Here is a 25,615-nt window from a genome sequence, read left to right on the forward strand (position 1 = left end):
CGGACATGGAACTGGGTCTCACGGGGAGGACGGCGCTGGTCTGCGCCTCCACCTCGGGTCTCGGACGGGCGACGGCGACCGCGCTCGCGCACGACGGCGCGACCGTCGTCGTCTCGGGCCGCTCGGACGAACGCGCCCGCGACGTCGCGGCCGGGCTGCCGGGCGCGGTGGGGATCGGGGCCGACCTCGTCGCGCCCGGCGGCGCCGAGGCGCTGTTCGCCGCCACGGTCGACCGGGTCGGCACCCCCGACGTCCTCGTGCTGAACGGGCCGGGGCCGGCGCCGGGGACCGCGCGCGACGTCGACGCGGACGGCATCGCGACGGCGATCGCCACACTGGTCGCCCCGCACCGGGTCCTGGTCGAACTCGCGCTGCCCGCGATGCTCGAGCAGGGCTGGGGCCGCGTGCTGAGCATCAGCTCGAGCAGCGTCGAGGCCCCGATCCCTGGGCTCGCCCTGTCGAACCTGGGGCGCGCGGCGCTGGCCGGCTACCTCAAGACCCTCGCGGGCGAGGTGGCCGCGTCCGGGGTGACCGTCAACTCCCTGCTGCCCGGGCGCATCGCCACCCCGCGCGCCGAGCAGATCGACACCGCGGTCGCCGAGCGCACCCGCCGCTCCCGCGAGGAGGTCGAGCGGGAGACCCGCGCCACCATCCCCGCGGGCCGCTACGGCGACCCCGTGGAGTTCGGGGCAGCCGCGGCGTTCCTGTGCAGCGCCCCCGCCGCGTATATCACCGGCACCGCCCTGCGCTGCGACGGCGGCATGGTGCCCACCCTCTGACCCGGGCCCTGAGGGTGGCGGGCCGACAGGCCGGCCGGGACCGGCTGGTGGCGGATGCCGGCGCGATCCGGCGGTGCCCAGAGTGATGCCACTCCCCGTGGGTGAACCGCCCCGGCGCGTCCGGAGACCAGACCGTCCGAGGAGATCTGCTCGTGTCACGTCGACCCGAGCTGCCCTGTCCGCCGGAGTTGCGCGGCAAGGTGTCTCTGACCAACCGGTCGGGTCCGGCGGTCGCGCTGGAGCGGCCGGGCCGGTGCACGACGGGGTGGAGGTCACGAGTCCGGTCAGGGCGTGCTCGGGGATCCCCCGCTCGGAGAGCTCCGTCGAGCGCGCCGCCCGGCTACGGCCGGGAGGACCCGGTCGATGCTGCGGAAGAACGCCGCCACCGCGAGCACGTAGATGCTGTTGACCGCGAGCCCGGCGATCGGGAACGCCATGTGGGGCGACGGAATCCAGAACACGGCGCACGCGACCGCCGGGACGATGACGACGGCGGTGACATTGAACAGGCGCACCCCGGCCGGACCTCGCACCGGCGACCCGTGGCGACACGCACCCTCACCGCCACCACCAGGACAAATCCCGGCGACGCGCCGGCCACGAACAGCCAGATCACCATGGGTCCCGGTCGGGGATGCTGCTCCAGCAGGATCGCCAGAGTCCCTGCGGTCGAGAGGGTGAAGCCCTGCGGGACGACGAGCCGGCGGGCGACACTGGACACCGAGGCGGGCGGTCCGGACTCCGCGGCGGACCGTTGAGCTTCACTGGCCATGACGACTTGCCGTACGGGGCCGCCGGCGCGTCCCGTGTTCGCAGCGCGTCGGACACCTCGGGGTGAGCGGACAGCGAGTCCATCGGGGGCACCATCCCCTCGATCTGCCGCTCGGTCACCAAGGTGCCCGTCCGCCGCGAGCATCCACGTGGCGGCCTTCTGAGCCGTGGCGAAGTCCACGTACCTCCCGGTGAGCCCACCGACGAACGAGAGCTGCGACGACGGGCTCATGGCTTCCCTGTTTCGCTGCCCGGACGCGGTACGCCGTGCGCCCGTGCCGAGTACGGCGTGTCCGCACGCCGACTTCAGGCGGCGAAGGATTACTGCAGCGCAGAGACGACGTACTGCAGCTGCCACTGCGTGACCCATTCGCCTTGTTGTGCTCGGCGTCGACGAAGTGCGTGCGGTACTACTCCGGTGCCCGAAGCCGGCCGTGCGCTGCTCGTGGGCGTTCAGCAGCTCTACGTCCACGATGCTGCCGACATCACTTCGTCACCCTCCCCCGGCTCCGTCGCCGCGGGGTATCCGCCGGCCAGGGCGGCCCCCTCCGCCAGCAGACCGGCAACGGCGGTCGCGGCGTGGCCGGCCTCGCGTTCGTTCCACCGGCGGCGCGACGCGGCGCGGCGCTCCAGGCGACGTGCGGAGCGGCGGACCTGGAACGGATCGGCGCCGCCGGGGACTCGGCGGGCGCCGACCGTCTCGGCGTGGTCGTCGGGCCTGGCGTGGGGGATGCCCAGTTCCGAGAGGTCCGCCTCGGAGAACCGGTCCTCTCCACGTTGCTCGGCAGCGGTGGCCAACGCGCCGACTCGCCGGTAGGCCGTGCGGTAGTCGATCCCGCTCGCCACCGCGAGCCCTTCGGCACGTTCGGCCGCGTCGGTGAAACCGGCCGACGCCCGCTCCGCGAGCCGCTCGGTGTGCACCTCCATGTGGTCGACGACCTCCGCCATCAGGGACACGAGGACCGTCACGTACTCGAGCATGCTCAGGACCTCGCCGTACGTGTGGAGCCAGTTGTCGCTCTGGGCCGTAGGGGTGCGGACCGTCGTGAGCACGCCCGTGACCCGGCCGATCGCGAAGCTCGCCCCACCGCGGAGGACCGTCAGGGCGTAAGGATTGCGCTTTTGCGGCAGGTGCACCGAGGCGCGGCAATGGGCGTCGTGCAGACGGATGTAGTCGAAGGCGGGCGAGCAGAAGACCAGCAGATCCTCGGCCAGGCGGCTCGCGGTGAGGACGGCCTGACACGCCGACACCGCGACCTCGACGAGGGTGTCGGTCGCCCACATCGCGTCGCGGGTCGTGGTGACCTGCACCGGCACCCCGAGCCGCTCGAGGTAGGAGCTGCGGTGCAGGGGCAGCGACGTTCCTGCGACACCCCCGGCGAGGACGGGCAGCCCTGTCGCGGCCTCTCTGGCCCGCCGCACGCGGTCGGTCTGCCGCTCCGCCTCGTGAGCGCTGCTGAGCAGGTAGTGCCCGAAGGTCGACACCTGGGCGGGCTGGAGGTAGGTCATGTCGGCCCACCACGCCTCGGCGAGCCCGACCGACCGGCGGGCCAGCACCGACGTGAGCCCGACACAGGCATGGTGCAGTCGGAGCAGGGAGTCCCGCGTCGCCAGCCAGAATGCGCACCGCTCGGCCTCGCGTCGGGTGCGGCCGAGGTGCAGCCGCCCCGCCACACTGCCCAGCCGTGCGGCGAGGTGGTGCTCGCGGCCGTTGTAGGGGTCGCCGTGCGTCGGGTCCCAGGGGAACTCCGAGGGGTCCAGACGGTAGAGGTCCAACAGTGCGTCGAGCAGTGTGGCCGTTCCGGTCGCGTCGAGCAGCCCTGCGTCGACGAGGGCGAGCACGTGCGTGATGTCGACGATCCCCAGCGACCTGTGCAGCAGCGGGCCGTAGGCGGTCTCGGTGCTGAAGCCGGACCGCACCAGCAGTTCGCTGGGGCCGCTGGCCAATCGGCCGCCCAGCCCGAGGTAGGGCACCGAGGTCACGCTCCGTCCTCCCGCATCTCAGGAGTGCGGTCCAGCGCCTCGAGGGCTCCCGGCAGTCCGCCGCTCGCGACGAGCACACGAGGCACCCCGTCGTCTGCTCGACCCAGCCGCTCGGCCAGCGCCTGCCAGGTGGGCAGGCCGAAGACCGGGTCCGGGAGGACCCCGGTCGCGGCGAGCTCGCCGAGGGCCCCCGACCCCGGGGCCGGTCGTTCGGCGACCTCGAGGCACCGCATCGCGGCGGCGGCCAGCTCCGGTCGCCTCGCCACGCCGGCCGCCTCCACCACCTGCTGCTCGATCCGTGCACGCATGACGTCCGCGGGTTTCTGCACCGATACCGCGACGACCTTCACCTCGTGCACGCCCGCACAGGAGAGTCCGAGGCAGACGCCCGCGGCGGTGGTGCCGCTGCCGGAGGGGAGCCATACCTCGGTGCCGGGCCGGGTGCCGCCCTGCTCGATGAGCTCGTCGGCCAGGGCCCGGTAGCCCAGCACGGCGACCGGGCTCGCACCCGCTCGGGGAACGGCGAGACACCGTCGGCCGGCCGCTCGAAGACCTTCTGCGACGTCGTCGACACGGGCGTTCACCGCCCCTGCACCGGAACAGGGAGCACGCTCGATGATCGCCCCGGCGGCGCGCGCGATCGCGACCACGGTGGGCTCGTGACCGGCGGACGGATCGAGCACGAGATGACAAGAGATCCCCAGCCTGCGGGCGGCGATCGCGGCCAATGCCGCCCGGTTGGAGTCGGCGCGCCCTCCGGTCACGAGCACCTCCGAGGCTTCGCGGCGAACGACGTCCGCGATCGCCTCGAGAGCGCGGACCTTGTTGCCCCCGAAACCCAGCCCGTTCAGATCCTCGCGCTTGAGGAGGAGGTGCGGGTGGCCGGGGACGGGGTGCAAGGGCGTGGGCCAACAGCCGAGCGCGACGTCGGTCATCGTGGTCATCCCCGACCCTGCCGCCACCGGTCGACGAACGCCACGGCGCTGGCCAGCGCCCGGTCCCCGACGTCGGCACCATCGAACGCCAGCCCGGTGTCCCGGACCCGGTCGTCGGCGTCGATCTCAGCCAGCCAGGAGCGCCCCGGCCGGGAGCGTGCCACGGCCGAACGGACCACGGCGAAGGCCTCGTCGCGACCAAGTGATTCGGCGAGCAGGTTGACGACCTGCTCGCTCGTCGCGGCCGACCCGCTGCGGGCGAGGTTCTCGGCCATCCGCGCGGTGTTGACGTGGAGGCCGGCGACGAGCTCCGCGGCCGCCCGGGCCGCCTTCGCCAGGGCACAACACAGGTCGGGCAGGGCCACCCACTCGGTCTTCCACGCCCGTCCGTCGCGCTCGTGCTCGACCAGGGTCGCGGTCAGCAGCAGGCCCGCGGACGACCCCACCAGGTGGCGCAGGGTCACCAGATGCTCGCTGAGCTCGGGATTGCGCTTGTGGGGCATCGTGATGCTGCTGATCTGCTCCGGGTGGGCCGGCTCGGCCAGCTCGCCGATCTCCGTGCGCTGCAGTTGGAAGACTTCGTTGCCGATCCGCGCGAGGAGTCCCGCGACCAGCTGAGCCCAGCAGGCGAACTCCGCCACCGCGTCGCGGGAGGACCCCCACGGGAGCGGCGGAGCGGCCAGGCCGAGACAGCCACCGAAGGCCTCGAGTAGCTCGGGGCCTTCGGCGCCCCAGTAGCCCAGGCTCCCCACGGAGCCGCTCAGCGGAGCCGTCTCCCAGCGCTGCCTGCCCTCCTCGAGCCGGTCCAGGTGTCGTTCGCACTCCGCGGCCCACTGCGCCACCTTGAAGCCCACGGTGATCGGCACCCCTATCTGACCGTGGGTACGCGCCGCCATGGGTGTCGCCCGGAACCGGTCGGCCAGGACCGTGAGAGCGTCCAGCAACGCGCGCAGATCGGCGCCGACGAGGTTCCCCGTGTGCCGCAGGGTCAGCGAGGTCCAGGTGTCGGAGATGTCCTGCACGGTCACGCCGAGTCCCACGTGGGGGGCGGCCTCCGGCCCGACCGCGTGGCGTAACCAGTCGACGAGCCCCGCGGTGGAGTGGCCGGTCCGCCGCGTGGCCTCGGCGATGGCAGGGAGATCGAGCGGGGTGTCGGCAGCGACCTCCCCGATCCGCTCGGCCGCCTCGAGCGGGAGGCGTCCCAGGTCGGCCTGGACCTCGGCGACCGCCGCGTAGATCCGGAGCCAGGAACGGAGGCGGTGCTCCTCGGCGAACCACTCCCGGCACTCGGCGGTGATCCAGAGATGGCCGTACTGGACGGAGTCACGCAGATGCGTCGCCGCGCTCGTCACATCAGTCACCGGGAGACCCCGTCGTTGTCGGGTCGTTGCTGCGTCACGGCTTTCAGGGCGTCCCGGACCTCATCGTGGGTAGCTCCCCAGGGCACGACGGCGGTCTGCTCCCGGACCTGCAGGCCGCGCTCGAGCAGGCAGCACTTGGTGACGCGCGGACCGTCCACCGCGGGGAGCTTCGCGGGACAGAAGTCCATCCAGAGGGGCCGGTCGCCGTAGTGATGCTCGTGGATCTGCGCGGAGCGCTCGCACCCTATGAGCGTCCAGTCACCCCGTACGGGAGGACCGTCGTCGAGATAGTCGACACTCGAGCTCGAGGTCGAGGTCGTCGTGCCCGGCGCCGGCCCGGCGCCGGCGCAGGGCAGGAGGTAGCGACCCGGCCCACCTGCCCGCACCCGGGCCGGCAACGACACCAACCGGGCCCGTAGCTGCAGCGGGGGCAGATCCTCGTCGACGTCGATCGCCCGGTGGACCATGTCGACGAGCTTCGGCGGGTGTGGCGGGACCACTTCGTCCACCACGACCGGGACCGGTGCCGGGCGCCAGATCATGTTGACGTGGGAGTGCCGACCGTGGACGACGTAGGCCGACACCCCGTCGGCTTGATGCCGGGCGGCAGCCGCGGCGAGTGCGGTGGCGTTGCCGACGTCGACGTCGCCGTCCTCGATCCACACGATCTCCTCGGGAGCGGCGAGCAACCGCACGTCGACGACGTCCCGGAAGAGACCCTCACCCTCCTCCTCGGTCCGCACCGCGAGCAGCGCCGCCTCGACGCCCCAGCGCGCCACGATGAGCGCCGTGCGCCGGTACACCGGCCGGGCCCGGATGCGGTCGACCAGGTCCGCCAGCGAGTCGGGGCGCTCGACCCGCTGCACCGACAGCCCGCGATAAGGCCGCGAAATCGTGTTCGGCGCCGGGAGCGGGATCATCTGAGCGCCCTCGTGGTGGTGAGCTCGGCGGTGTCGGCCCGCAGGCCGAGGCGCAGGGTCTCCAGGGGAAGAACCTCCGTCGGGTCGACGTTGCCGAGATTCACCGCCGGGCCGAGGTGGCGGATCAGCCAGACCTGCTGGGCCCGGCGTGGCGCCTCGAACACCAGCCGCTCCAGCGGTATCTGGGTCGTGAGCCGGTCGACCATCTCCTCCCGGACCCGACCGTCCGGCTCGTACAGCCCGACGGTCCCGGACTCCCGACCCTCCGCGACGGCGAGAGTTGCGCCCGCGTCGAGATCGGCCCCGATCTCGCCCACCCATGCCGCCGGGTCGGCAGAGGCCGCGGGGTTCTTGCTGCCGGTCTCGGCGAGCACCACGAAGTCGGCCGCCAGCATGGAGATCAGCTCCCGCTTGGCGGTCGGCTCGATGAGGCCCAGCCCGTTCGAGACCTCCACCGCGCCGAAACCGCATGCCGCCGCCCACCGGGCGAACTCCGCTCGCCGACCCTGCGCCTCGGCGATCTCGAGGAACGTCCCGCCGGTGCACAGGGTCACCGAGGCTTCCCGGCACAGCGTGACCCGCTCGGCGAGGGCGGGGTCGAGGTATCCGGTCCCCCAGCCCAACTTCAGGAAATCGATCGACTCCCCGGCCAGATCGAGGTGCGCCCCGAGGAGCGTCGGGGGCATCCCCTTGTCCAGCACGTGGGTGATCCCCGACAGGCGGGGCTTCCGCGTCCGTACGGGGAGGGACAGGAAACCCTCTTCGCCGCCCGCGAGAACGGCGGACTGGGGCTCGGGCAGCAAGGCCTCGTTCACCGCTGTTCCCGGCGTGCGTTGGCGAACTCCCGTGCCGAGAGGAACAACCGGGCGGCCAGCTCGAGGTCGAAACGCTCGGCGGGATCGTCGAGCCGGGCACCGAGCAGCTGACGGATCACGCGCATCCGGTACTTGACCGACGACACGTGCAGATGCAGCAGGCGACCTGCCTCCTGAGGACTTCCTCGGGTGACGAGATAGGCGTAGAGCGTCTCCACGAGTGCGCCACCGAAGCGGTCGTCGGTCACGAGGTCACCGAGGACCCGCTCGATGAAGAACGGCACCTGGCCGGCCGAGACGGCGGTGAGCACCTCCGCCGAGGCACCCAGGTCGTCACCGATCGCCACCGTCGGGAGGTTGAGATAGACCGCGCCGTGGCGCTGCAGATGCGCCACGGCGCACGAGGCCCGGTAGCTGGAGCGCAGCTCGTCACCGGCCTCGGCCTGGCGTCCGACGGAGACCGTCAGGCCGGGCACGGACACGGTGGCCAGGACGTCCTGCCAGGCCTCGGCTTGTGCCTGCGGCTCCGGGGTCCCCTCGTCCGCGTACACCCCGACCAGGGTCCCGTGCGCCGGCACCAGGGTGAGAGTGCTCAGCAGCGGGTGAGCGGCGCACGCCGGACGGAGCCGTTCATCGAGGGCGCGCGCCGACGGCTCGTCGATCCCATCGGGCAGCGAGATCACCACCGGGCGGCAGTTCGCGAGTCGCGACCGACCGGCGAACAGCAGTGAGAGCGGGGGATCTGCGGGCGTGTGGTCAGGGGCCAGCCAGCTCGTCAGTGCCATCCGTTGGCGGAGAATCCGGGTCTCGTCGAGGAGCTTGCGCCGCTGCAGCAGGAGCCTGCCGAGGCCGCGCAGGATCGTCTCCTCTCCGGCGCTCCACCATCCCGCGCCCGGGAGGGCCAACGTCCCGGCGACCTCACCGTCGTCGGCGACGATCATGGTCCTCGCCGGTGGGCCGGCGTAGGAGTGCTGCTCGGCCGGGCGACTCTGGGCGACGACGTGGCCGGAGGAGTCGAGCAGGACCACAGGGCCACCGAGCAGACGATCCGCGCCCACCACGAATCCTCGCGCGTCGTCCCGGGTGACGGCTTCGATCATGTCCGCGAGGGGCCCGACCGAGGGGGGAGGATCGATGACCTCCTCGACGTGATGTCGTGTGCGGCCATCGAGATGGGCCACCAACGCCTCGCGCACCCGCCGCCCCGCGGACGGAACCCGAGCGGTATCGGTCCCATCGAGGAGGGCCGTGGCCAGGCCGATCGCGAGGCGTGGCTCACCCGCCGCCGCCAAGACCGTCGGTGCTACGACGGCGAGCCACTCGGCATCGTCGACGCAGTGCGCCGGGCGCTCCACCGGAACGTCGCCGAGGCCCCGACCCCTCAACGTGAGGTGTCGGGTGCTCAGCAAGCGGATGACGACGGTCGCCGGGTCGGTGCGGGCCAGGTCCACCAGCACGGCCTCGGTGTCGCCGCGGACAGTGCCCCGCCGCGCGGGCCGCGCGGGCCGCGTTGCCGTCGTCACTCCGACGGCGTCAACAGCGGTGAGCGTCATCGCCTTCGCCCTCCTCACGGTCGACCCGAATGGTCGGTGTCTCGGTAAGGCACACGCTAGGTCCGTCATGGCGGGGCCCCGGTGTCCGTGTTTGGCACACCTCCCCCGGAACCGCGGGCAGCGACGAACCAGTCAGACCAGCGAGCGATCGACGTCCAAGCCGAAGCGGCGCAGCCTGCGATACAGCGTCGACCGCGACATACCCAGGTGCTCTGCTGTGCGGATCTTGTTGCCGTCATTCGCGCGGAGGGATTCGGCGATGGCATCCCGCTCGACCTGCTCGATCTTGCTGAGCTTCCGACGCCCCACCCCACCGGCGCGGATGCGCCCGGGTAGATGAGAAAGATCGAGATCGGGTCCACTGCTCACGGCCACCGCCTCGGCGAGAGTCGCAGCGAGCTGGCGGACGTTCCCCGGCCACTCGTAGCTCATCAGCGCCGCCATCGCCGGATGTGTCACCCGCCTCACCGGCACGTCGGCATGGCGAATCATCTCGTAGACGAGATCCGGGATGTCGTCGCGGCGCTCGCGCAGAGGCGGTACCCGCAGGACTTGTTGACCGAACCGATGGTCGAGAGCCCGGTAGCGTCCGTCGTCACCCGGGGATCCGGTGGTCACCACGAACGGAGGGGCCGGCGCGTCGTCCAACAGGTCGAGAACGCGGTGGGCCGCTGGGGCCTCCAGACGATCGACGCCGCGGATCAGCAACGCGCCGCTGGGTTCCCGCAGGCGGCGGGCGATCCCGTCGAGGTCCTCGTCGTCCAAGGCGGGCGATTCACACCCGACCTCGGTCAGCTCGCCCCGCGGGCCGGTGCCGGCGTGGGCCAGGCGGCGGTGAATCCGGTCGGCCAGGGTCGCCTTCCCCGTCCCCTCCTCGCCCAGGATGCGCAGCCGCGCGCCGGGACCCAGGTCGAAGCCGGCCAGGACACGTTCGATACGCAGCCAGGCGCGGCTGCGATACCCCGCGACAGCGCCGTCGAGGTGGAACGACGAGGGTGATCGCGGCCCGTCCTCGTCCACCTCGATGAGGGCACCGATGGCACGGCCGGCGACGCGCACCGGCGTGCACCGGGCTCGGATGTCCTCACCCGTGCTGAGCCGGAAGGACCGGACGACGGTCGTCGCCTCGCTGAACGCCTCGGCCGCCTGGTTCCACAGCAGGGCCTGGTCGCTGGGCTGCAGTCGGCTCGCAGCCGGGGCGTTGGTGAGCATGAACTGATCAGCGAGCGCCACGAGGGCCGAGGAAGTCGACCTACTCCGGGCCAGGAACTCCTCGAAGACGGCCTGCTCGCGCAGCGACGAGCGGCTCGCGAGCTCGTGCTCGATCTGGCTGCCCAGATCGAGCACTGTCGGCAGGAGGAGAGGGTTCTCCTCGCGCACCGGGCAGGAGAGGTTCAGCACCCCTTCGAGCCTGCGGGTCAGCGGGTGCCGGAGGGGAACCCCGACACATACGAATCCCCGCCACGACTCCGAGTAGTGCTCAGCGCCCCGGATGGCGACAGGAGCGAGGGTCTCGAGCGTCGTCCCCACACCGTTCGTCCCGGCGAACTCCTCGGCGAGGACGAACCCCTCCTCGATCGAGACACCCGCGAGGCGCCTCAGCGCGGAGCGCTCCCCGGCCCATCGACCGACGACCCGGGCGTCCCGATCGGCGAGCACGATCCCGATCTGCGTACCGTCCAGCTGCTGGGCGAACCGACCGAGGACCGGCTCCGCGGCGAGCCGGAGCCGATCTCCTGCTGCCGCGGGCTGAGCGAACGGAAGGTCGATCCGGTCCTGGGGGACATGGGCGAGCCTGCTCCGCATCCACGAATGTCGGATCGCCGGGGGCACCCCGGTCGGGAGGTCCGTATCGACGTCGAAGGCGCGAGGTGGCCAACCTTCGTCCTCGCATCGCTTCGCGACCACCATTGGCCCGCCCCCGTACGAGAATTGGGCTCCTGTGCCCGCCCGCATCATCGGGGCCGGCAGGGGCCCGTCAGTGTGTCACCTTGGCACAGTCCTCCTCGGGCTCTCGAGGACGGCAGCCACCGAGGTGCTCGTCTGCCGCGGACGGTGCTCCGCCTGCACGCTCTCCTCACGCTCGACGGTCCATCCGTTCGACGAGGCACGCGGGAGCAGATCATGGCCGGAAAGCTGGATGGCAAGGTCGCGCTGATCACCAGGGGGCGCGCAGCCCGGGCCGCAACCACGCCCTCACCTTTGCACGGGCGGGAGCGGACATCGTCGTCTGCGACGTCGCCGCGTAGAAGCCGAGCGTCCACTCACCCGATGTCCCGGCCCGACGACCTTGCCGAAACGGTGAAGCTGGTCGAGGCGCTCGACCGTCGCTGTGTGGCGATCCAGGCCGACGTGGCGGACACCTCCGCGATGGCCGGCGTGGTGAGCCAGGCGGTCGCCGAACTCGGAGGCGTCGACATCCTGCTGGCGAACGCGGGGATCGTCGGACTCGCACCGTTCGCGGAGATCACCGGCCCGGAATGGGGCGACTGAACCGCACCGGGTTCAGTGGAGGTGGTTCGCCACTCCACCAGACCCGGTGCGCTCCAAAACCCCGAACCCATGAGGGTTCGGGGCTATGCCGATGTCCTGAGACACCACATGTGTGGGCGCGGCAGGATTCGAACCTGCGACCGACGGCTTGTAAGGCCGTTGCTCTTCCGCTGAGCTACGCGCCCCGACCCGGAGCGAACGAGGACTTCGTCCGCATAGAAGCAGCGAACAGCACGTTCGCTCCGGGCGCGAGCGAGATTCAGGACAGCTGCTTCACCGCGTCGCGCCAGCCCTGCTGGTCGCGGGCGTCGCCGGGGCCGTTGTGCTCCGCGAACCGCACGACGCCATCCTTGTCGATCAGGAAGGTGCCGCGGAAGGCGAAGCCGAGGTCGGCGGAGAAGACGCCGTAGCTCTCGGCGACCGCGCCGTGGGGCCAGAAGTCCGAGAGCAGGGGGAACGTGTAGCCCTCCTGGTTCGCCCACGCCTTGAGCGACCAGGTGGTGTCGGTCGAGCACCCCAGCACCTGGACGTCGTCGTTCTCGAACGCCGAGAGGTCGTCGCGCACCGAGCAGAGCTCGCCGGTGCAGATCCCGGAGAAGGCGAACGGGTAGAACACGAGCAGGACGGCCTTGTCGCCGCGGAAGTCGGCGAGCGAGACCTCCTGGCCGTCCTGGTTCTTGAGCGTGAAGTCGGGGGCCTGCGAGCCCACCTCGACGGTCATGTGGACCTGTCTCCTTGTCCGTCCGGGTGCCCGAAACCCGTCCAGCGTAGCGAGGAGCCCAGGTCAGCGGCGTCGCTGGGCGGAGGCCTTCGGCGGGACGAGGCGGGTGCCGACCCAGCCCTCGGAGAGGCTGACGTTCGAGGTCTGCGAGAGCCCCGCGGTGGGCGCGGCCTCGGCGATCTCGGAGGGCTCGACGTGACCGTCGGTGCCGGTCTTGGGGGTGAGGACCCAGATGACGCCCTCGTCGGTCAGCGGGGAGCGGGCGTCCACGAGGGTGTCGACGAGATCGCCGTCCCCGTCGCGCCACCACAGCAGGACGACGTCGACGACCTCCTGGGCGTCCTCGTCGAGCATGTCCTCGCCGGCGCGGTCTTCGACGGCGCTGCGGACCTCCTCGTCGACGTCGGAATCCCAGCCCAGCTCCTGCACGATGATTCCCGGCTCGATGCCGAGCTTGCCGGCGAGATCGGACTTGTCCGAATCTCCCGTGGCCGCGACCACGCGGTCTCCCCCTTCACTGATGGCGCCCACAGAGGCGCACGTCACCCGTCCGAAGCGCTTAGCGAACACGCCCGCCGTACCTGGCGCAACCAGCCACGCGGAGGGACGTACCCGCGCGCAGCCCTCGCCAACAGCCGCCGCGGCTACCCGTCGGTACGCGTGACGGGAGGGGCACAGCGGGCGACGATGGTCCACGAGCACCACGACGGCACCACGTCCGGCGGGACGGCGACGCCCCGGCCGACCGGGCAGAATCGATGACGAGAACAGGCCGGAGGCCCGCGATCCGGACTCGGCCCGGAGCCGTCGACCACGAGCGACAGGGAGAACGATCCGTGACCACCCAGAAGGGCTCCGCGAACACCGGGAACGCCGACGGTCGGGTCCACATCATCCGCGACGGCCTGTCGTCGCACCTGCCCGACATCGATCCGGACGAGACCGCCGAGTGGATCGAGTCGTTCGACGCGATGCTCGAGGGGCAGGGCGAGCAGCGCGCCCGCTACATCATGCTGCAGCTGCTCCAACGCGCCCGGGAGCGGCGCGTGTCGGTGCCGCCGCTGTACTCGACCGACTACGTCAACACCATCCCGACCGACCAGGAGCCGTGGTTCCCGGGCGACGAGGACACCGAGCGCCGGTACCGCGCGTGGATCCGCTGGAACGCCGCGACGATGGTGCACCGCGCGCAGCGGCCCGGCGTCGGCGTCGGCGGCCACATCTCGACCTACGCGTCGGCGGCCTCCCTGTACGAGGTCGGCTTCAACTGGTTCTTCCGCGGCAAGGACCACCCGGGCGGCGGCGACCACGTCTACATCCAGGGCCACGCCTCCCCCGGCATCTACGCCCGCGCGTTCCTCGAGGGCCGCCTCGGCGCGCAGCACCTCGACGGGTTCCGCCAGGAGCTATCGCACGCCGGGCCCGGCGGCGGACTGCCGTCGTACCCGCACCCGCGGCTGATGCCCTGGTTCTGGGAGCACCCCACGGTGTCGATGGGCCTCGGCCCGATCAACGCGATCTTCCAGGCCCGCTTCGACCGCTACCTGCACAACCGCGGCATGAAGGACACGTCCCAGCAGCACACCTGGGCGTTCCTCGGCGACGGCGAGATGGACGAGCCGGAGTCCCGCGGGGCGATCCACGTCGCCGCGGCCGAGGGCCTGGACAACCTGACCTTCGTCATCAACTGCAACCTGCAGCGCCTCGACGGCCCGGTGCACGGCAACGGCAAGGTCATCCAGGAGCTGGAGTCGTTCTTCCGCGGCGCCGGCTGGAACGTCGTCAAGGTCATCTGGGGCCGCGAGTGGGACCGCCTGCTCCACGCCGACCGCGACGGCGCCCTGATCAACCTGATGAACACCACGCCGGACGGCGACTTCCAGACCTACAAGGCCAACGACGGCGCCTACGTCCGCGAGCACTTCTTCGGGCGCGACCCGCGCACCAAGGACCTCGTCAAGGACATGAGCGACGACGACGTCTGGAACCTCAAGCGCGGCGCCCACGACTACCGCAAGGTCTACGCGGCCTACCAGGCGGCGATGGAGCACCAGGGCCGCCCGACGGTCATCCTCGCCAAGTCGATCAAGGGCTACACGCTCGGCCCGACGTTCGAGGGCCGCAACGCGACCCACCAGATGAAGAAGCTGACGCTGCAGGACCTCAAGACGTTCCGCGACGAGGTCCGCGTGCCGATCAGCGACGCCGAGCTCGAGCGCGACCCGTACCTGCCGCCGTACTACCACCCGGGCGCCGACGCCCCGGAGATCGAGTACATGCTCGACCGGCGCCGCCAGCTCGGCGGCCCGCTGCCCGAACGCCGGACGCACGCCAAGCCGCTGGTACTGCCCGGCGACAAGGTCTACGACGTCGTCAAGCGCGGCTCGGGCAAGCAGGAGATCGCCACGACGATGGCGTTCGTCCGCCTGGTCAAGGAGCTCACCCGCGACGCCGAGATCGGCAAGCGCGTCGTCCCGATCATCCCGGACGAGGCGCGGACCTTCGGGATGGACTCGTTCTTCTCCAACCTGAAGATCTACAACCCGCAGGGCCAGCTCTACACCTCGGTCGACCACGACCAGCTGCTCGCCTACCGCGAGTCCGAGGCCGGCCAGCTGCTGCACGAGGGCATCAACGAGGCCGGCTCCGTCGCCTCGTTCACCGCGGTGGGGACGTCGTACGCCACCCACGGCGAGCCGATGATCCCGATCTACATCTTCTACTCGATGTTCGGGTTCCAGCGCACCGGCGACGGCATCTGGGCGGCCGCCGACCAGATGGCGCGCGGCTTCTACCTCGGCGCCACCGCGGGACGCACGACGCTGGTCGGGGAGGGCCTGCAGCACAACGACGGGCACTCGCACCTGCTCGCGGCGACCAACCCCGGCATCGTCGCGTACGACCCGTCGTACGCCTTCGAGATCGGGCACATCGTGCGCGACGGGCTCGCCCGCATGTACGGCGAGCCGGACCCGCACCGCGACCCGAACGTCTCCTACTACCTGACGGTCTACAACGAGCCCTACCAGCAGCCGGCGGAGCCCGAGGGCCTCGACGTCGACGGGCTGCTGCGCGGGCTCTACCGCTACGCCCAGGCCCCCGGCGGCCCGGGCCCGCGGGCGCAGATCCTCGCCTCGGGCGTCGCGATGCCGTGGGCGCTACAGGCGCAGGAGATGCTCGCGCAGGAGTGGGGCGTGCAGGCCGACGTGTGGTCGGCGACGTCATGGGGCGAGCTGCGCCGCGACGGCACCGCGTGCGACGAGTTCAACCACGCCCACCCCGGCGAGGACCCGCGCACCCCGTACGTCACCGAGGCCCTGGCGGACGCGGCCGGCCCGGTGGTGGCGGTGTCGGACTGGATGAAGACCGTCCCGGACCTCATCCGCAAGTGGGTCCCCGGCGACTACACCGTGCTGGGCACCGACGGCTTCGGCCTCTCCGACACCCGTCCCGCCGTGCGCCGGCACTTCGGTGTCGACGCCGAGAACATCGTCGTCGGGGTCCTCGCCGCGCTCGCCCGCCGCGGCGAGGTCGGGCAGGACACGGTCGTCCGGGCCGCCGAGCAGTACCAGGTCGACGACCCGCAGGCGGCCGGCCCGCAGACCTCGGACTCGGGGGTCGCGTGATCACGAGTGAGGCCCGTGTGATCACTGCTGTGATCGTGTCGTGACCGTTCGTCGCGGGATCGCGGTCGGGGCTGGTGGGCGACCCCGTCCTTCCGGATAGGCTGTCGACGTCACGTCGCCGGTCGTCCTCGAGCGATCCGACGGCGCGACTCCGACGTACGGAGCCTCGGGCTCCAGCGGCGGATCTGAAGGCCGGGGCTGATCGACGCCTCGGGACATCGGTATGAGGAGCAGGAATGGCAGAAGGCACCGTCAAGTGGTTCAACAGCGAGAAGGGCTTCGGCTTCCTCGCTCCCGACGGTGGTGGCGCTGACGTGTTCGTCCACTACTCGGCCATCCAGGCCCGCGGCTTCCGCACCCTGGACGAGGGTCAGCGCGTCTCGTTCGACGTCGAGCAGGGCCAGAAGGGCCTGCAGGCCGTTCAGGTCACGCCGCTGTAAGCACGCAGCGGAGTTACCTCTCGAAAACGGGGGCGGTGCGTCGGGAGACGCGCCGCCCCCGTCGTGTGTCCGGGGTCGGGTGGCTAGCGCCGCGCGAGTGGCACGTTCCGCAGGCCGCGCGGCTTCTCGATCATGCGCGAGGTGCCGCTCGCGACGGGTCGGGCGGTGCGCGAGGTGCCGCTCGCGACGGGCGGGTGGGGCGCGAGCGTCGTGGGGTGTGGAGCGAGGGCGTCCCTCGCTGCGCCCCACGCAGCCAGGGCGCCCCTCGATCCAGCGCCACCCCGGCGACCCCGCAGCCCCGCGGGGAGCGAGGGCGTCCCTCGCTGCGCCCCACGCAGCCAGGGCGCCCCTCGATCCAGCGCCACCCCGGCGACCCCTCAGCCCCACGAGGAGCGAGGGCGTCCCTCGCTGCGCTCCACGCACCGAAGGTGACCCTCGCTCCGGGCCACCCCGCCCGGCCCGGCCCACGCCACCGAGGGGCGCCGGGAGTCAGGCGGTGGTGACGACGACGAGCTCGGCGCCGTCGGGGCCGGCGTCGACGTCCCACGACCCCGGGCCCGTGATCTCCAGACTGTCGCCCGTCGGGACGTCGTCCAGCGAGCCCCGGGCCACGTGCACGTGCCGGAAGGTTCCCTCCGGCAGCCCGAGCCGCGACCCCGCCCCGACCCGCACCAGCGTCACCGTCACCCCGGGGCGACGGAGCCCGAGCGTGAAGGGGCCGGCGGCGAGGTCCGGGCGGTGGTGGGTCAGCGACGGCTCGCCCGCCGGCGGGTCGTCGAGCGCCGGCGTCACCCAGAGCTGGAGCAGGTGCACCGGGCCGTCGGGGCCTGCGCGCTCGTCGTGGTGCCACCCGGTGCCGGCGACGAGGTGCTGCAGGGTGCCCGCGGGCGCAACCGTCTCGACGTCGTCCGGCCCCGTGTGGATCATCGTCCCGTCCAGCACCCACGCCAGGATCTCGACGTCGCGGTGCTCGTGGGCGCCGTAGGCGACGCCCGCGTCGAGGACGTCGTCGTTGTGCGCGACCAGGGCGCCGAACGAGGTGCGCTCCGGGTCGTAGTGCGCCCCGAACGACAGGCCGTGGCGCGAGTGCACGCCGCCGCCCGAGCTGACGGGTCGGTCGGCCCGCGGGAGACGTCGCACGGTCGCCATCCGTGCCATGCTCCCCGCCTATGAGCAGCGCGGCGGCTCCGGGGCCAGGCCACCGCACGCGTGCCCGGGCCGCGGTCCGGGCGACCACCCTGCGCCGTCTCGAGAAGGCCTCCGGCGATCTCGCCGCGGCGAGCGTGACCGCGATGGCCGAGCGCCTGGCCTGGTTCTCCCGCCTCACCGCCGAGCAGCGCTCCGGGGTCCTCGTCGTCGCCCAGACCGGCGCCGCCAACTTCGTCGAGTGGCTCCGCGACCCCGACGCCACCCCGCGGCTGACCGCCGAGGCCTTCCGCACCGCGCCGATCGACCTCGCCCGCCGCGTCACGCTGCGCCAGACCGTCGAGCTGGTGCGCATCGCCATCGAGGTGTTCGAGGAGCGGATCCCGCCCTTCGGTGCCGACGAACGGGAGGAGGCCGCGCTCGTCCAGGCGATCCTGCGCTTCGGGCGCGAGGTGGCGTTCTCCGCGGCCACGGTCTACGCCAGCGCCGCCGAGGCCCGCGGGGCGTGGGACGCCCGGCTCGAGGCGCTCGTCGTCGACGCCGTGGTGCGCGGCGAGGCCGAGGAGACGCTGCTGTCGCGGGCGTCGGCCCTCGGGTGGGACCCGGCGGCGGAGGCGACGGTCGTGGTCGGCGAGCCGCCCGCCGAGGAGCCGCCCGAGCCGCTGCACGCGGTGCGACGGGCCGCGCACCGGGCCGGGGCGACGGTGCTGCTCGGGACCCACGGCGCGAAGCTCGTGATGATCGCGGGGCCGGGCGCCCCGCTCGCGGACCTGTCGGCGTCGTTCGGCCCGGGCGCGGTCGTGCACGGGCCGACCGTGTCCGGCCTGACCGCGGCCCACCGCAGCGCGACCGCGGCGCTCGCCGGCCACCGCGCCGTGCGGGCGTGGCCCGGCGCGCCCCGGCCGGTCGCGGCCGACGACCTGCTGCCCGAGCGCGTGCTCGACGGCGATGCCGGGGCGGTGGACCAGCTGCGCCGCGAGGTCGCCGGTCCACTGCGCGGCGCGGGCGACCTCGAGACGACCGTGGAGAGCTACCTCGACGCCGCCGGGGTGCTCGAGGCCGCGGCCCGGCGGCTGTTCGTCCACCCCAACACCGTGCGCTACCGGCTGCGGCGGGTGGCCGAACTCACGGGGCAGCATCCCGGCGACGCGCGGGGCGCGCTGGTGCTCCGACTGGCCATGGGTCTGGATCGCCTGAGCCCTGACGGACCGGCCCGGTGACGCCCTCACCAGCGAGGACGCCGCCCGGTCGGATCACCTTCCCCAGGTGTGTGACGCGCGGCATTGTGGGAACTCGACAACCACGGCGGACGCGAGTTCGTCGCCCCGACGCCTTCGGCTCGACGTGGGGCCGTGATGAGGTGAGCACGTGATCGCGATCCTCGCTCCCGGCCAGGGCGCCCAGAAGCCCGGCATGCTCGCCCCGTGGCTCGACCGCCCCGAGGCACGCGGGCGGCTCGAGGCGTTCTCGGACGCCGCCGGGCTCGACCTCGTCCACCTCGGCACCGAGGCCGACGCCGCGGCGATCGAGGACACCGCGGTGACCCAGCCGCTGCTCGTCGCGTCGGCGCTGCTGGCGTGGGACCAGCTGCGGCTCGAGGTCACCGTCCCCGACGACGCCGTGGTCGCCGGCCACTCCGTCGGGGAGCTGGCCGCCGCCGCGATCGCCGAGGTCATCGAAGCCGAGCAGGCCGTGGCGCTCGCCGCCGTCCGCGGGCGCGAGATGGCCGCGGCCTGCGCCGCCGAGCCGACCACCATGGCGGCCGTACTCGGCGGCGACGCCGAGGCCGTGCTCGCCCGCCTCGCCGAGCTCGACCTCGAGCCCGCCAACCGCAACGGCTCCGGCCAGGTGGTCGCCGCCGGCCGCAAGGACGCCGTCGACGAGCTCGTCGCGAACCCGCCCGAGGGTGCCCGCGTGCGGCCGCTCTCGGTCGCCGGCGCCTTCCACACACGCTTCATGGAGCCCGCCGAGAAGGCGCTGGCGTCGTGGGTCGGCGAGCACCGCGACGAGCTCGCGCCCGCCGACCCGTCGCACCCGCTGCTGCAGAACGCCGACGGCGCGATGGTGACGAGCGGGTCGGAGTTCCTCGACCGTCTCGTCGCCCAGGTGACGCGCTCGGTGCGCTGGGACGCGTGCATGGACACGATGGCCGAGCGGGGTCTCGACGCCGCCGTCGAGCTGACCCCGGGCGGCACGCTCACCGGCATGGTGAAGCGGCAGATCAAGGGGACGCCGGTCGGAAACATCAACACCCCCGACGACCTCGAGAAGGCCGTCACGATGCTCCGCGGGGAGGCCGCGTGAAGCTCCAGCTCGCCAGCCAGACGCCGGGTGCCCGCATCCTCGGGCTCGGCAGCATGCAGCCCGACCGCGTGGTGACCAACCACGACCTCGAGAAGATCGTCGAGACCAACGACGAGTGGATCCAGAGCCGCGTCGGCATCGTCGAGCGCCGCTTCGGCTCCGAGAAGGACTCGGTCGTCTCGATGGGCGTCGACGCCGGGTCGAAGGCCCTGGCCGACGCCGGCCTGGCGCCGACCGACCTCGACGCCGTCATCGTCGCCACCTGCACGATGCCCAAGCCGATCCCGAACGCCGCCGCCCAGACCGCCGACCGCATCGGCGTCAACGGGATCGGCGCGTTCGACGTCAACACCGCCTGCGCGGGCTTCTGCTACGGCACGGGGCTGGCCGGCGACATGATCCGGTCCGGCACCGCGAAGCACGTGCTGGTGATCGGCTCGGAGAAGCTCTCCGACTGGCTCGACATGCAGGACCGCTCGACCTGCATCATCTTCGCCGACGGCGCCGGCGCGGCCGTGCTCGGTCCGGCCGCGAGCGACGACGAGGTCGGGGTCGGCCCGGTGATCTGGGGCGCGGCCGGCGACCTCGTGTCGAGCATCCACATCGACGAGACCGACGCGCTGCGCCAGGAGGGCCAGGCGGTCTTCCGCTGGGCCACCACGAAGATCGCGCCGGTGGCGCTGCGCGCCGTCGAGGCGGCCGGGCTCAAGCCCTCCGACATCGACGTGCTGGTGCCCCACCAGGCGAACCTGCGCATCGTCGAGGCGATCGCCAAGCGCCTGCGCCAGGTCGGCGGCCGCGACGACCTGCGCGTCGCCGACGACATCCAGCACTCCGGCAACACCTCGTCGGCCTCGATCCCGCTCGCGATCGACCACATGCGCGGGGCCGGGCGGGTGAAGGCGGGCGACGTCGCGCTGATCGTCGGCTTCGGCGCCGGCCTGTCGTACGCCGCGCAGGTCGTGGTGCTGCCCTGACCGTCCTGCCTGTCACCGCGCTGCCCTGACCTGCCCTACGGTGCCCACCACCCGGGCACGGCCCGAAGTACCCGCACCAGAAAGGACGCCCGTGGCGACCAACGAAGAGATCCTGCCCGACCTCGCGAGCATCGTGGAGGAGGTGGCCGGCGTCGACGCCGCGGAGGTGACCTCCGAGAAGTCGTTCGTCGACGACCTCGACATCGACTCGCTCTCGATGGTCGAGATCGCCGTGCAGGCCGAGGACAAGTTCGGCGTCAAGATCCCGGACGACGAGCTCGCGAAGCTCACGACCGTCCAGGACGCCGTCGACTACATCTCCAACCACTCCTAAGAGGGGCGACGTCGTGAGCAGCACCGGCCAGGGGGTCGTCGTCACCGGAATGGGCGCGACGACCCCGCTCGGCGGCGACGTGGCGACCACCTGGGACGGCCTCCTGGCCGGTCGCAGCGGCGCCTCCAAGATCGAGCAGGACTGGGTCGACACCTACGAGCTGCCCGTCAAGATCGCGGCGCAGCTCGCCACGGAGCCGACCGAGATCATCAAGCGCGTCGAGGCCCGCCGCCTCGACCGCAGCGAGCAGACCGCGGTCATCGCGGCGCGCGAGGCCTGGCAGCACGCGGACCTCGGCGACTACCCGTCGACCGAGGACGGCTCGCCGAAGGTCGACGCGCTGCGGCTCGCCGTCATCATCGGCACCGGCATCGGCGGGGCGCTGACCCTGCTCGGCCAGGACGACATCCTCGAGCAGCAGGGCCTGCGCAAGGTCGCCGTGCTGACGATCCCGATGCTCATGCCCAACGGCCCGGCGGCGCACGTCGGTCTCGAGTTCGGCGCCGCCGCGGGCGTCCACGCGCCCGTGTCGGCCTGCGCGTCCGGCGCCGAGGCGATCGCCTGGGGCTGGCGGATGCTGCAGGCGAACGAGGTCGACGTCGTCGTCGCCGGCGGCACCGAGGCCTGCATCCACCCGATCACGCTCGCCGGCTTCAGCCAGGCCCGCACCATGGCCCTGCGCAACGACGAGCCCGAGCGCGCCTCGCGCCCGTTCGACACCGGCCGCAACGGGTTCGTGCTCGGCGAGGGCGCGGGCATGGTCGTGATGGAGCGCGAGGACTTCGCGACGGCCCGCGGCGCCACGGTGCACGGGCGTCTCGCGGGCATCGGCACCAGCGCCGACGCGTACCACATCACCGCGCCGGACCCCGAGGGTACGGGCCAGTCGCGCGCGATCGCCGCCGCCCTGCGCACGGCGGGCCTCGAGCCCTCCGACGTGGGCCACGTGAACTGCCACGCCACCGCGACCAGCGTGGGCGACGTGGCCGAGACCGTGGCGGTGAAGAAGGCGATCGGCGACCACCCGGTGCTCACCGCGCCCAAGGGCTCGCTCGGTCACCTCCTGGGCGCGGCCGGGGCCGTCGAGGCGATCTCGACGATCCTCTCGGTGCGCGAGGGCCTGATCCCGCCGACCGCCAACCTCGAGGACCTCGACCCCGACGTCACCCTCGACGTCGTCGCCGGCGAGGCTCGCAAGACGACGCTGGACGCCGCGATCAGCGACTCCTTCGGCTTCGGCGGGCACAACGTCTGCCTGGCGTTCACCCCGGCCTGACTGTTCGAGCGATGCGGCTTTCCTGGCGTGTGACGCCAGGATCGCCACATCCTCGCCGGCGCGACACGCCGAACCGAGCGTGTCCGCTCAGCAGGGCGTGCGCAGCTGGCTGCCCGGCCGCGGGTCGACGAGCCGCGGCGCACCGCCGCCGGTCTCGACGACGGCGCTGACCTGCCAGCACAGCCGCGGCACGCGCACGTCCGGCGGCGCGACGGCCGGGTCCTGCGTCGTGACGTACCCGAGCGGCACGACGAGCTCGCCGCCCGCCACGGGGTCGATGCGCCGGACGACGACCGACCCGACCCGCTGGGTGCGGGCGGTGGCGGCGAAGGTCGCCGGGTCGATGCGCGCCTCGGGCACGAGCGCCGCCCTGTAGGCGGTGAGGTCGCCGGCGTTGCGCGCGTCGGTCCAGCGCTGGAGGAGGTCGCGCACCGCGCCCGACTCCGGGTGCACCGCGGCCGCGGCGGACAACGACACGGCGGGCGGGCCCGCCGACCCGTCGCCCGGCAGCTCGGCGCCCACGAGCACCGGGCCCGTGTCGCCGATCGCCGACCGGCCCACGGCAGCGGCCCGCGCCCCGAGCAGGGCGCCGGCGACGACGAGCAGGACCAGGGCGACGGCGAGCACGATCGGCAGGACGATCCCGGGGCGCAGGCGATCGGCCAGCGCGCCGTCACGGAACCGCCCGAGCATGCCGTCCAGCCTGCCAGCCCTCCCGTCGACGCCTCGGCGCGGCACGGACCCCGAGGACGCGGTGATCAGCCGACCTGGTGCAGACGCACCGGCGCGGCGCCGTCGCCGGCGAAGCGGAACTCCTCGAGGGCGGCGTCCCAGCGGGTGCCCAGGAGATCGTCCAGGCGGCGGGTCAGCGACTCACGGGTCGACGCGCCGGACAGCGCCGCGCGGACCTGGTCCTCGCCGAGCACGATGTCGCCGTTGGCGCTCGTGCGCCCGTGCCACAGGCCGAGCCCGGGGACGTGGCTGAAGCGCTCGCCGTCCGTGCCGGGCGACGGGTCCTCGGTGACCTCGAAGCGGACCATGCCCCAGGCCCGCAGAGCGGTCGCCAAGCGAGCCGCGGTGCCCACGGGTCCGTCCCACGACACCTCGGCACGCACCGACCCCGGAGCCGCGTCCTGCGCGGTCCAGTCCAGCACGACACGAGCGTCGAGGACGCTCGAGATCGCCCACTCGACGTGCGGGCCGACCGCAGACGGCGACGAGTGGACGTAGATCACGCCACGGGTGCTCACTGCTGACCTCCGACTCGACGAGAAGCGCCTTCCCCAACGTCCTCGCGAGCGGGCAGAGATCGAACTGATCGCAACCGGGACGCAGTGTGCACCGTGATGCTCTTGTGGCGCCAGTGTCACCGGATTCCGGGCGTGTCGGGCCCGAGATCCGTAGAGTCGTCCCACCGTGACCGAGGATGACCGTCCCCACACGGACGGTGCCCGGTTCCGTGACGTCCTCGCCGACGCCCAGTTCCGCGCCCTCTGGCTCGCGCAGCTGCTCTCGGTCCTCGGCGACCAGGTCGCCCGCGTGGCCCTCGCCGTGCTCGTGTTCACCGAGACCGCGTCCGCCGGGCTCACCGCGCTGACCTACGCGCTGACGTTCCTGCCCGACCTCGTCGCCGGCCCCCTGCTCTCCGGCATCGCCGACCGGGCGCCGCGACGGGCGACGATGGTGGTCACCGACCTCCTGCGCGCGGGCCTGCTCGCGCTCATGGCCGTGCCGGGGATGCCTTTCTGGGCGCTGTGCCTGCTGGTCGTCGCGGGCCAGCTGCTCGCCGCGCCCTTCGCCGCCGCGCGCGCGGCGATCCTGCCCCACGTCCTGCACGGCGAGCGCTACGTCGTGGCGTCGGCGATCTCGGGGACGACATACCAGAGCGGCCAGGTGCTCGGCTTCGCCCTGGGCGGCCCGCTCGTGGCGGTCGTCGGGGTGCCGACCGCGCTGCTGGCCGACGCGGCGACGTTCGTCGTCTCGGCACTGATCCTGCAGTACGGGGTCGTCGAGCAGCGGGCGACCGGCGCGGCCCACGAGCACGCCCGGCTGCGCTCGGGCGCGCGGATCGTCGCGGGCGACCGACGCCTGCGCGCCCTCGTCGCCCTCGCCTGCGTCTCGGCGTTCGTCGTGACGATCGAGGGGCTCGCCGCGCCATACGCGGCGGCGCTGGGCGGCGGTCCCGTCGCGGTCGGCCTGCTCCTCGCGGCCAACCCGCTGGGTGCGGCGCTGGGGATCGTGCTGCTGACGCGCCTCGTCCCGCCGCACGTCCGCAACCGGCTCCTCGGCCCGCTCGCGGTGGCGTCGTGCGTGCCGTTGGTCGCCTCGGCACTGGACCCGCCGCTGGCCGGGGTCCTCGCCCTGTGGGTGCTGTCCGGGCTCTTCTGCGCCTACCAGGTGCCCGCGAACGCGGCGTTCGTCGCCGCGGTCCCCGACGCCCATCGCGGCCAGGCGTTCGGGCTCGCCGTCACGGCGCTGCGCGTCACCCAGGGCCTGGGCGTCCTCCTGGCCGGCCTGCTCGCCGAGATCACGGGCCCCGCGCCCGCCGTGGCCGCGGCCGGGGCGGTCGGGGTGCTCGTCGCCTTCGCGTGCGCGGTCGCGTGGTCCCGGGCCCGCGCCCCGTGACCTGGAGCCTCGGAGCACGAACGACCGGCGCTCTCGCTGCCACCGATGCAGCGAGAGCGCCGGTCGTGTCGCGACGTGCGCGGCGATCGGGTGCCGTCGCTCCCCCACCCGACGACGCCATCCCGACAGTACCGATCAGTGCCAGTTCGAGTCCGCGAAGTGCCAGTTCGAGTCCCGGTGCCAGTTCGAGTCCGCGAAGTGCCAGTTCGAGTCGCGGTGCCAGTTCGAGTCGGCCACGGAGGGCTCCTTTCGTGATCATCTCCGACGTCGCGCGGGACGGGTGGGACCCGGCGACACGGACGTGGCCCATCGCACACTCCGTGTGATGGACCGCGCCGCGACGCCGGACGTCCGTGCGACCGCCCTCCGCATTGACGGAGAGCGACCGAACTGTCACATCCGGCGCAGGTCTGCGGCGCATCCGCCCCTTGATGCTCATCAATGGAGCTGTGTGTGACCAGACGGCGACTGGGCGTCAACCAAGGGGGTGATCTCTTCCCAATGGGTGACGCCTGCTGCCGAGATCCACAGACCGTCGGTACCGTGTTCCGCACAC

At 72.7% G+C, this 25,615-nt stretch carries 23 protein-coding genes and 1 tRNA gene; 10 read left to right on the forward strand and 14 right to left on the reverse strand.

Going from position 1 to position 25,615, the window contains the following annotated elements:
- Nucleotides 1-5 precede the first annotated feature (5 nt).
- A complete protein-coding gene (locus QSK03_RS27555; RefSeq protein WP_285658753.1) occupies nucleotides 6-779 on the forward strand; it encodes an SDR family oxidoreductase in 774 nt (257 codons plus the stop codon).
- A 284-nt stretch (nucleotides 780-1,063) separates the two neighbouring features.
- Here QSK03_RS27555 and QSK03_RS27560 read toward each other — a convergent pair whose 3' ends face one another.
- The 8 genes from QSK03_RS27560 to QSK03_RS27595 form a co-directional block, all read right to left on the reverse strand.
- Nucleotides 1,064-1,294: a hypothetical protein gene (locus QSK03_RS27560; protein WP_285658755.1), complete on the reverse strand. Its 231-nt coding sequence runs from the start codon at nucleotides 1,292-1,294 to the stop codon at nucleotides 1,064-1,066.
- Nucleotides 1,295-2,012: 718 nt separating this feature from the next.
- Nucleotides 2,013-3,533 (reverse strand): lyase family protein, encoded by a 1,521-nt coding sequence (locus QSK03_RS27565; protein ID WP_285658757.1) that lies wholly within the window; start codon nucleotides 3,531-3,533, stop codon nucleotides 2,013-2,015.
- The gene (locus tag QSK03_RS27570) at nucleotides 3,530-4,477 is read right to left on the reverse strand and encodes a pyridoxal-phosphate dependent enzyme (protein ID WP_285658759.1); all 948 of its coding nucleotides are present in this window, start codon (nucleotides 4,475-4,477) and stop codon (nucleotides 3,530-3,532) included. Before QSK03_RS27570 ends, QSK03_RS27565 begins: the two co-directional genes overlap by 4 nt.
- Entirely contained in the window at nucleotides 4,474-5,829 is a 1,356-nt protein-coding gene (locus QSK03_RS27575) for a lyase family protein (protein ID WP_285658761.1), read from the reverse strand. Before QSK03_RS27575 ends, QSK03_RS27570 begins: the two co-directional genes overlap by 4 nt.
- The gene (locus tag QSK03_RS27580; protein WP_502872228.1) at nucleotides 5,826-6,749 is read right to left on the reverse strand and encodes an XcbA family protein; all 924 of its coding nucleotides are present in this window, start codon (nucleotides 6,747-6,749) and stop codon (nucleotides 5,826-5,828) included. Before QSK03_RS27580 ends, QSK03_RS27575 begins: the two co-directional genes overlap by 4 nt.
- Nucleotides 6,746-7,564 carry a phosphosulfolactate synthase gene (locus QSK03_RS27585; RefSeq protein ID WP_285658765.1) on the reverse strand — a complete coding sequence of 273 codons (819 nt, stop codon included), beginning with the start codon at nucleotides 7,562-7,564 and terminating at the stop codon, nucleotides 6,746-6,748. Before QSK03_RS27585 ends, QSK03_RS27580 begins: the two co-directional genes overlap by 4 nt.
- The gene (locus QSK03_RS27590; RefSeq protein ID WP_285658767.1) at nucleotides 7,561-9,015 is read right to left on the reverse strand and encodes a PucR family transcriptional regulator; all 1,455 of its coding nucleotides are present in this window, start codon (nucleotides 9,013-9,015) and stop codon (nucleotides 7,561-7,563) included. Before QSK03_RS27590 ends, QSK03_RS27585 begins: the two co-directional genes overlap by 4 nt.
- Before the next feature lie 234 nt (nucleotides 9,016-9,249).
- Nucleotides 9,250-11,028, reverse strand: a complete 1,779-nt coding sequence (locus tag QSK03_RS27595; protein WP_285658769.1) for a sigma-54-dependent Fis family transcriptional regulator — start codon at nucleotides 11,026-11,028, stop codon at nucleotides 9,250-9,252.
- 360 nt (nucleotides 11,029-11,388) lie between these two features.
- Here QSK03_RS27595 and QSK03_RS27600 point away from each other — a divergent pair, with 360 nt between their 5' ends.
- Nucleotides 11,389-11,610: an SDR family NAD(P)-dependent oxidoreductase gene (locus QSK03_RS27600; protein ID WP_285658771.1), complete on the forward strand. Its 222-nt coding sequence runs from the start codon at nucleotides 11,389-11,391 to the stop codon at nucleotides 11,608-11,610.
- A gap of 113 nt (nucleotides 11,611-11,723) precedes the next feature.
- Here the strand turns inward: QSK03_RS27600 and QSK03_RS27605 are convergent.
- From QSK03_RS27605 to QSK03_RS27615, 3 genes are all read right to left on the reverse strand, one after another.
- Nucleotides 11,724-11,795, reverse strand: a tRNA-Val gene (locus QSK03_RS27605).
- 74 nt (nucleotides 11,796-11,869) lie between these two features.
- On the reverse strand, nucleotides 11,870-12,331 hold the full coding sequence (locus tag QSK03_RS27610) for a peroxiredoxin (protein ID WP_285658772.1): 462 nt from the start codon (nucleotides 12,329-12,331) through the stop codon (nucleotides 11,870-11,872).
- A gap of 63 nt (nucleotides 12,332-12,394) precedes the next feature.
- Nucleotides 12,395-12,832 (reverse strand): DUF3052 domain-containing protein, encoded by a 438-nt coding sequence (locus tag QSK03_RS27615; protein ID WP_285658774.1) that lies wholly within the window; start codon nucleotides 12,830-12,832, stop codon nucleotides 12,395-12,397.
- A 335-nt stretch (nucleotides 12,833-13,167) separates the two neighbouring features.
- Between QSK03_RS27615 and aceE the strand changes: the two genes are divergently transcribed.
- Complete coding sequence (gene aceE, locus QSK03_RS27620; protein WP_285658777.1) at nucleotides 13,168-15,957, forward strand: pyruvate dehydrogenase (acetyl-transferring), homodimeric type; 2,790 nt, start codon at nucleotides 13,168-13,170, stop codon at nucleotides 15,955-15,957.
- A 236-nt stretch (nucleotides 15,958-16,193) separates the two neighbouring features.
- On the forward strand, nucleotides 16,194-16,397 hold the full coding sequence (locus QSK03_RS27625; protein ID WP_116710338.1) for a cold-shock protein: 204 nt from the start codon (nucleotides 16,194-16,196) through the stop codon (nucleotides 16,395-16,397).
- Nucleotides 16,398-16,886: 489 nt separating this feature from the next.
- Here QSK03_RS27625 and QSK03_RS27630 read toward each other — a convergent pair whose 3' ends face one another.
- A complete protein-coding gene (locus QSK03_RS27630; protein ID WP_285658785.1) occupies nucleotides 16,887-17,546 on the reverse strand; it encodes a pirin family protein in 660 nt (219 codons plus the stop codon).
- A gap of 20 nt (nucleotides 17,547-17,566) precedes the next feature.
- On the opposite strand from QSK03_RS27630, the gene QSK03_RS27635 reads away from it, so the two are divergent.
- The 5 genes from QSK03_RS27635 (at nucleotide 17,567) to QSK03_RS27655 (ending at nucleotide 22,434) form a co-directional block, all read left to right on the forward strand.
- Nucleotides 17,567-18,763: a PucR family transcriptional regulator gene (locus tag QSK03_RS27635; RefSeq protein WP_285658787.1), complete on the forward strand. Its 1,197-nt coding sequence runs from the start codon at nucleotides 17,567-17,569 to the stop codon at nucleotides 18,761-18,763.
- 148 nt (nucleotides 18,764-18,911) lie between these two features.
- Nucleotides 18,912-19,847, forward strand: a complete 936-nt coding sequence (locus tag QSK03_RS27640) for an ACP S-malonyltransferase (RefSeq protein ID WP_285658789.1) — start codon at nucleotides 18,912-18,914, stop codon at nucleotides 19,845-19,847.
- The gene (locus QSK03_RS27645; protein WP_285658791.1) at nucleotides 19,844-20,824 is read left to right on the forward strand and encodes a beta-ketoacyl-ACP synthase III; all 981 of its coding nucleotides are present in this window, start codon (nucleotides 19,844-19,846) and stop codon (nucleotides 20,822-20,824) included. The genes QSK03_RS27640 and QSK03_RS27645 overlap by 4 nt, the downstream gene beginning before the upstream one ends.
- Nucleotides 20,825-20,915: 91 nt before the next feature.
- A complete protein-coding gene (locus tag QSK03_RS27650; RefSeq protein WP_116710334.1) occupies nucleotides 20,916-21,158 on the forward strand; it encodes an acyl carrier protein in 243 nt (80 codons plus the stop codon).
- A gap of 13 nt (nucleotides 21,159-21,171) precedes the next feature.
- Nucleotides 21,172-22,434 (forward strand): beta-ketoacyl-[acyl-carrier-protein] synthase family protein, encoded by a 1,263-nt coding sequence (locus QSK03_RS27655; protein ID WP_285658794.1) that lies wholly within the window; start codon nucleotides 21,172-21,174, stop codon nucleotides 22,432-22,434.
- An 87-nt stretch (nucleotides 22,435-22,521) separates the two neighbouring features.
- Here QSK03_RS27655 and QSK03_RS27660 read toward each other — a convergent pair whose 3' ends face one another.
- Together QSK03_RS27660 and QSK03_RS27665 are read right to left on the reverse strand one after the other, a co-directional pair.
- Entirely contained in the window at nucleotides 22,522-23,127 is a 606-nt protein-coding gene (locus tag QSK03_RS27660; protein WP_285658796.1) for a hypothetical protein, read from the reverse strand.
- Nucleotides 23,128-23,192: 65 nt separating this feature from the next.
- Nucleotides 23,193-23,684 (reverse strand): DUF3145 domain-containing protein, encoded by a 492-nt coding sequence (locus QSK03_RS27665; protein WP_285658798.1) that lies wholly within the window; start codon nucleotides 23,682-23,684, stop codon nucleotides 23,193-23,195.
- 166 nt (nucleotides 23,685-23,850) lie between these two features.
- On the opposite strand from QSK03_RS27665, the gene QSK03_RS27670 reads away from it, so the two are divergent.
- Nucleotides 23,851-25,059, forward strand: coding sequence for an MFS transporter (locus QSK03_RS27670; RefSeq protein ID WP_285658799.1), 1,209 nt, complete (start codon nucleotides 23,851-23,853; stop codon nucleotides 25,057-25,059).
- Nucleotides 25,060-25,615 lie beyond the last annotated feature (556 nt).

This window comes from Actinomycetospora sp. NBRC 106375 (genome assembly GCF_030269665.1).
GTDB lineage: Bacteria > Actinomycetota > Actinomycetes > Mycobacteriales > Pseudonocardiaceae > Actinomycetospora.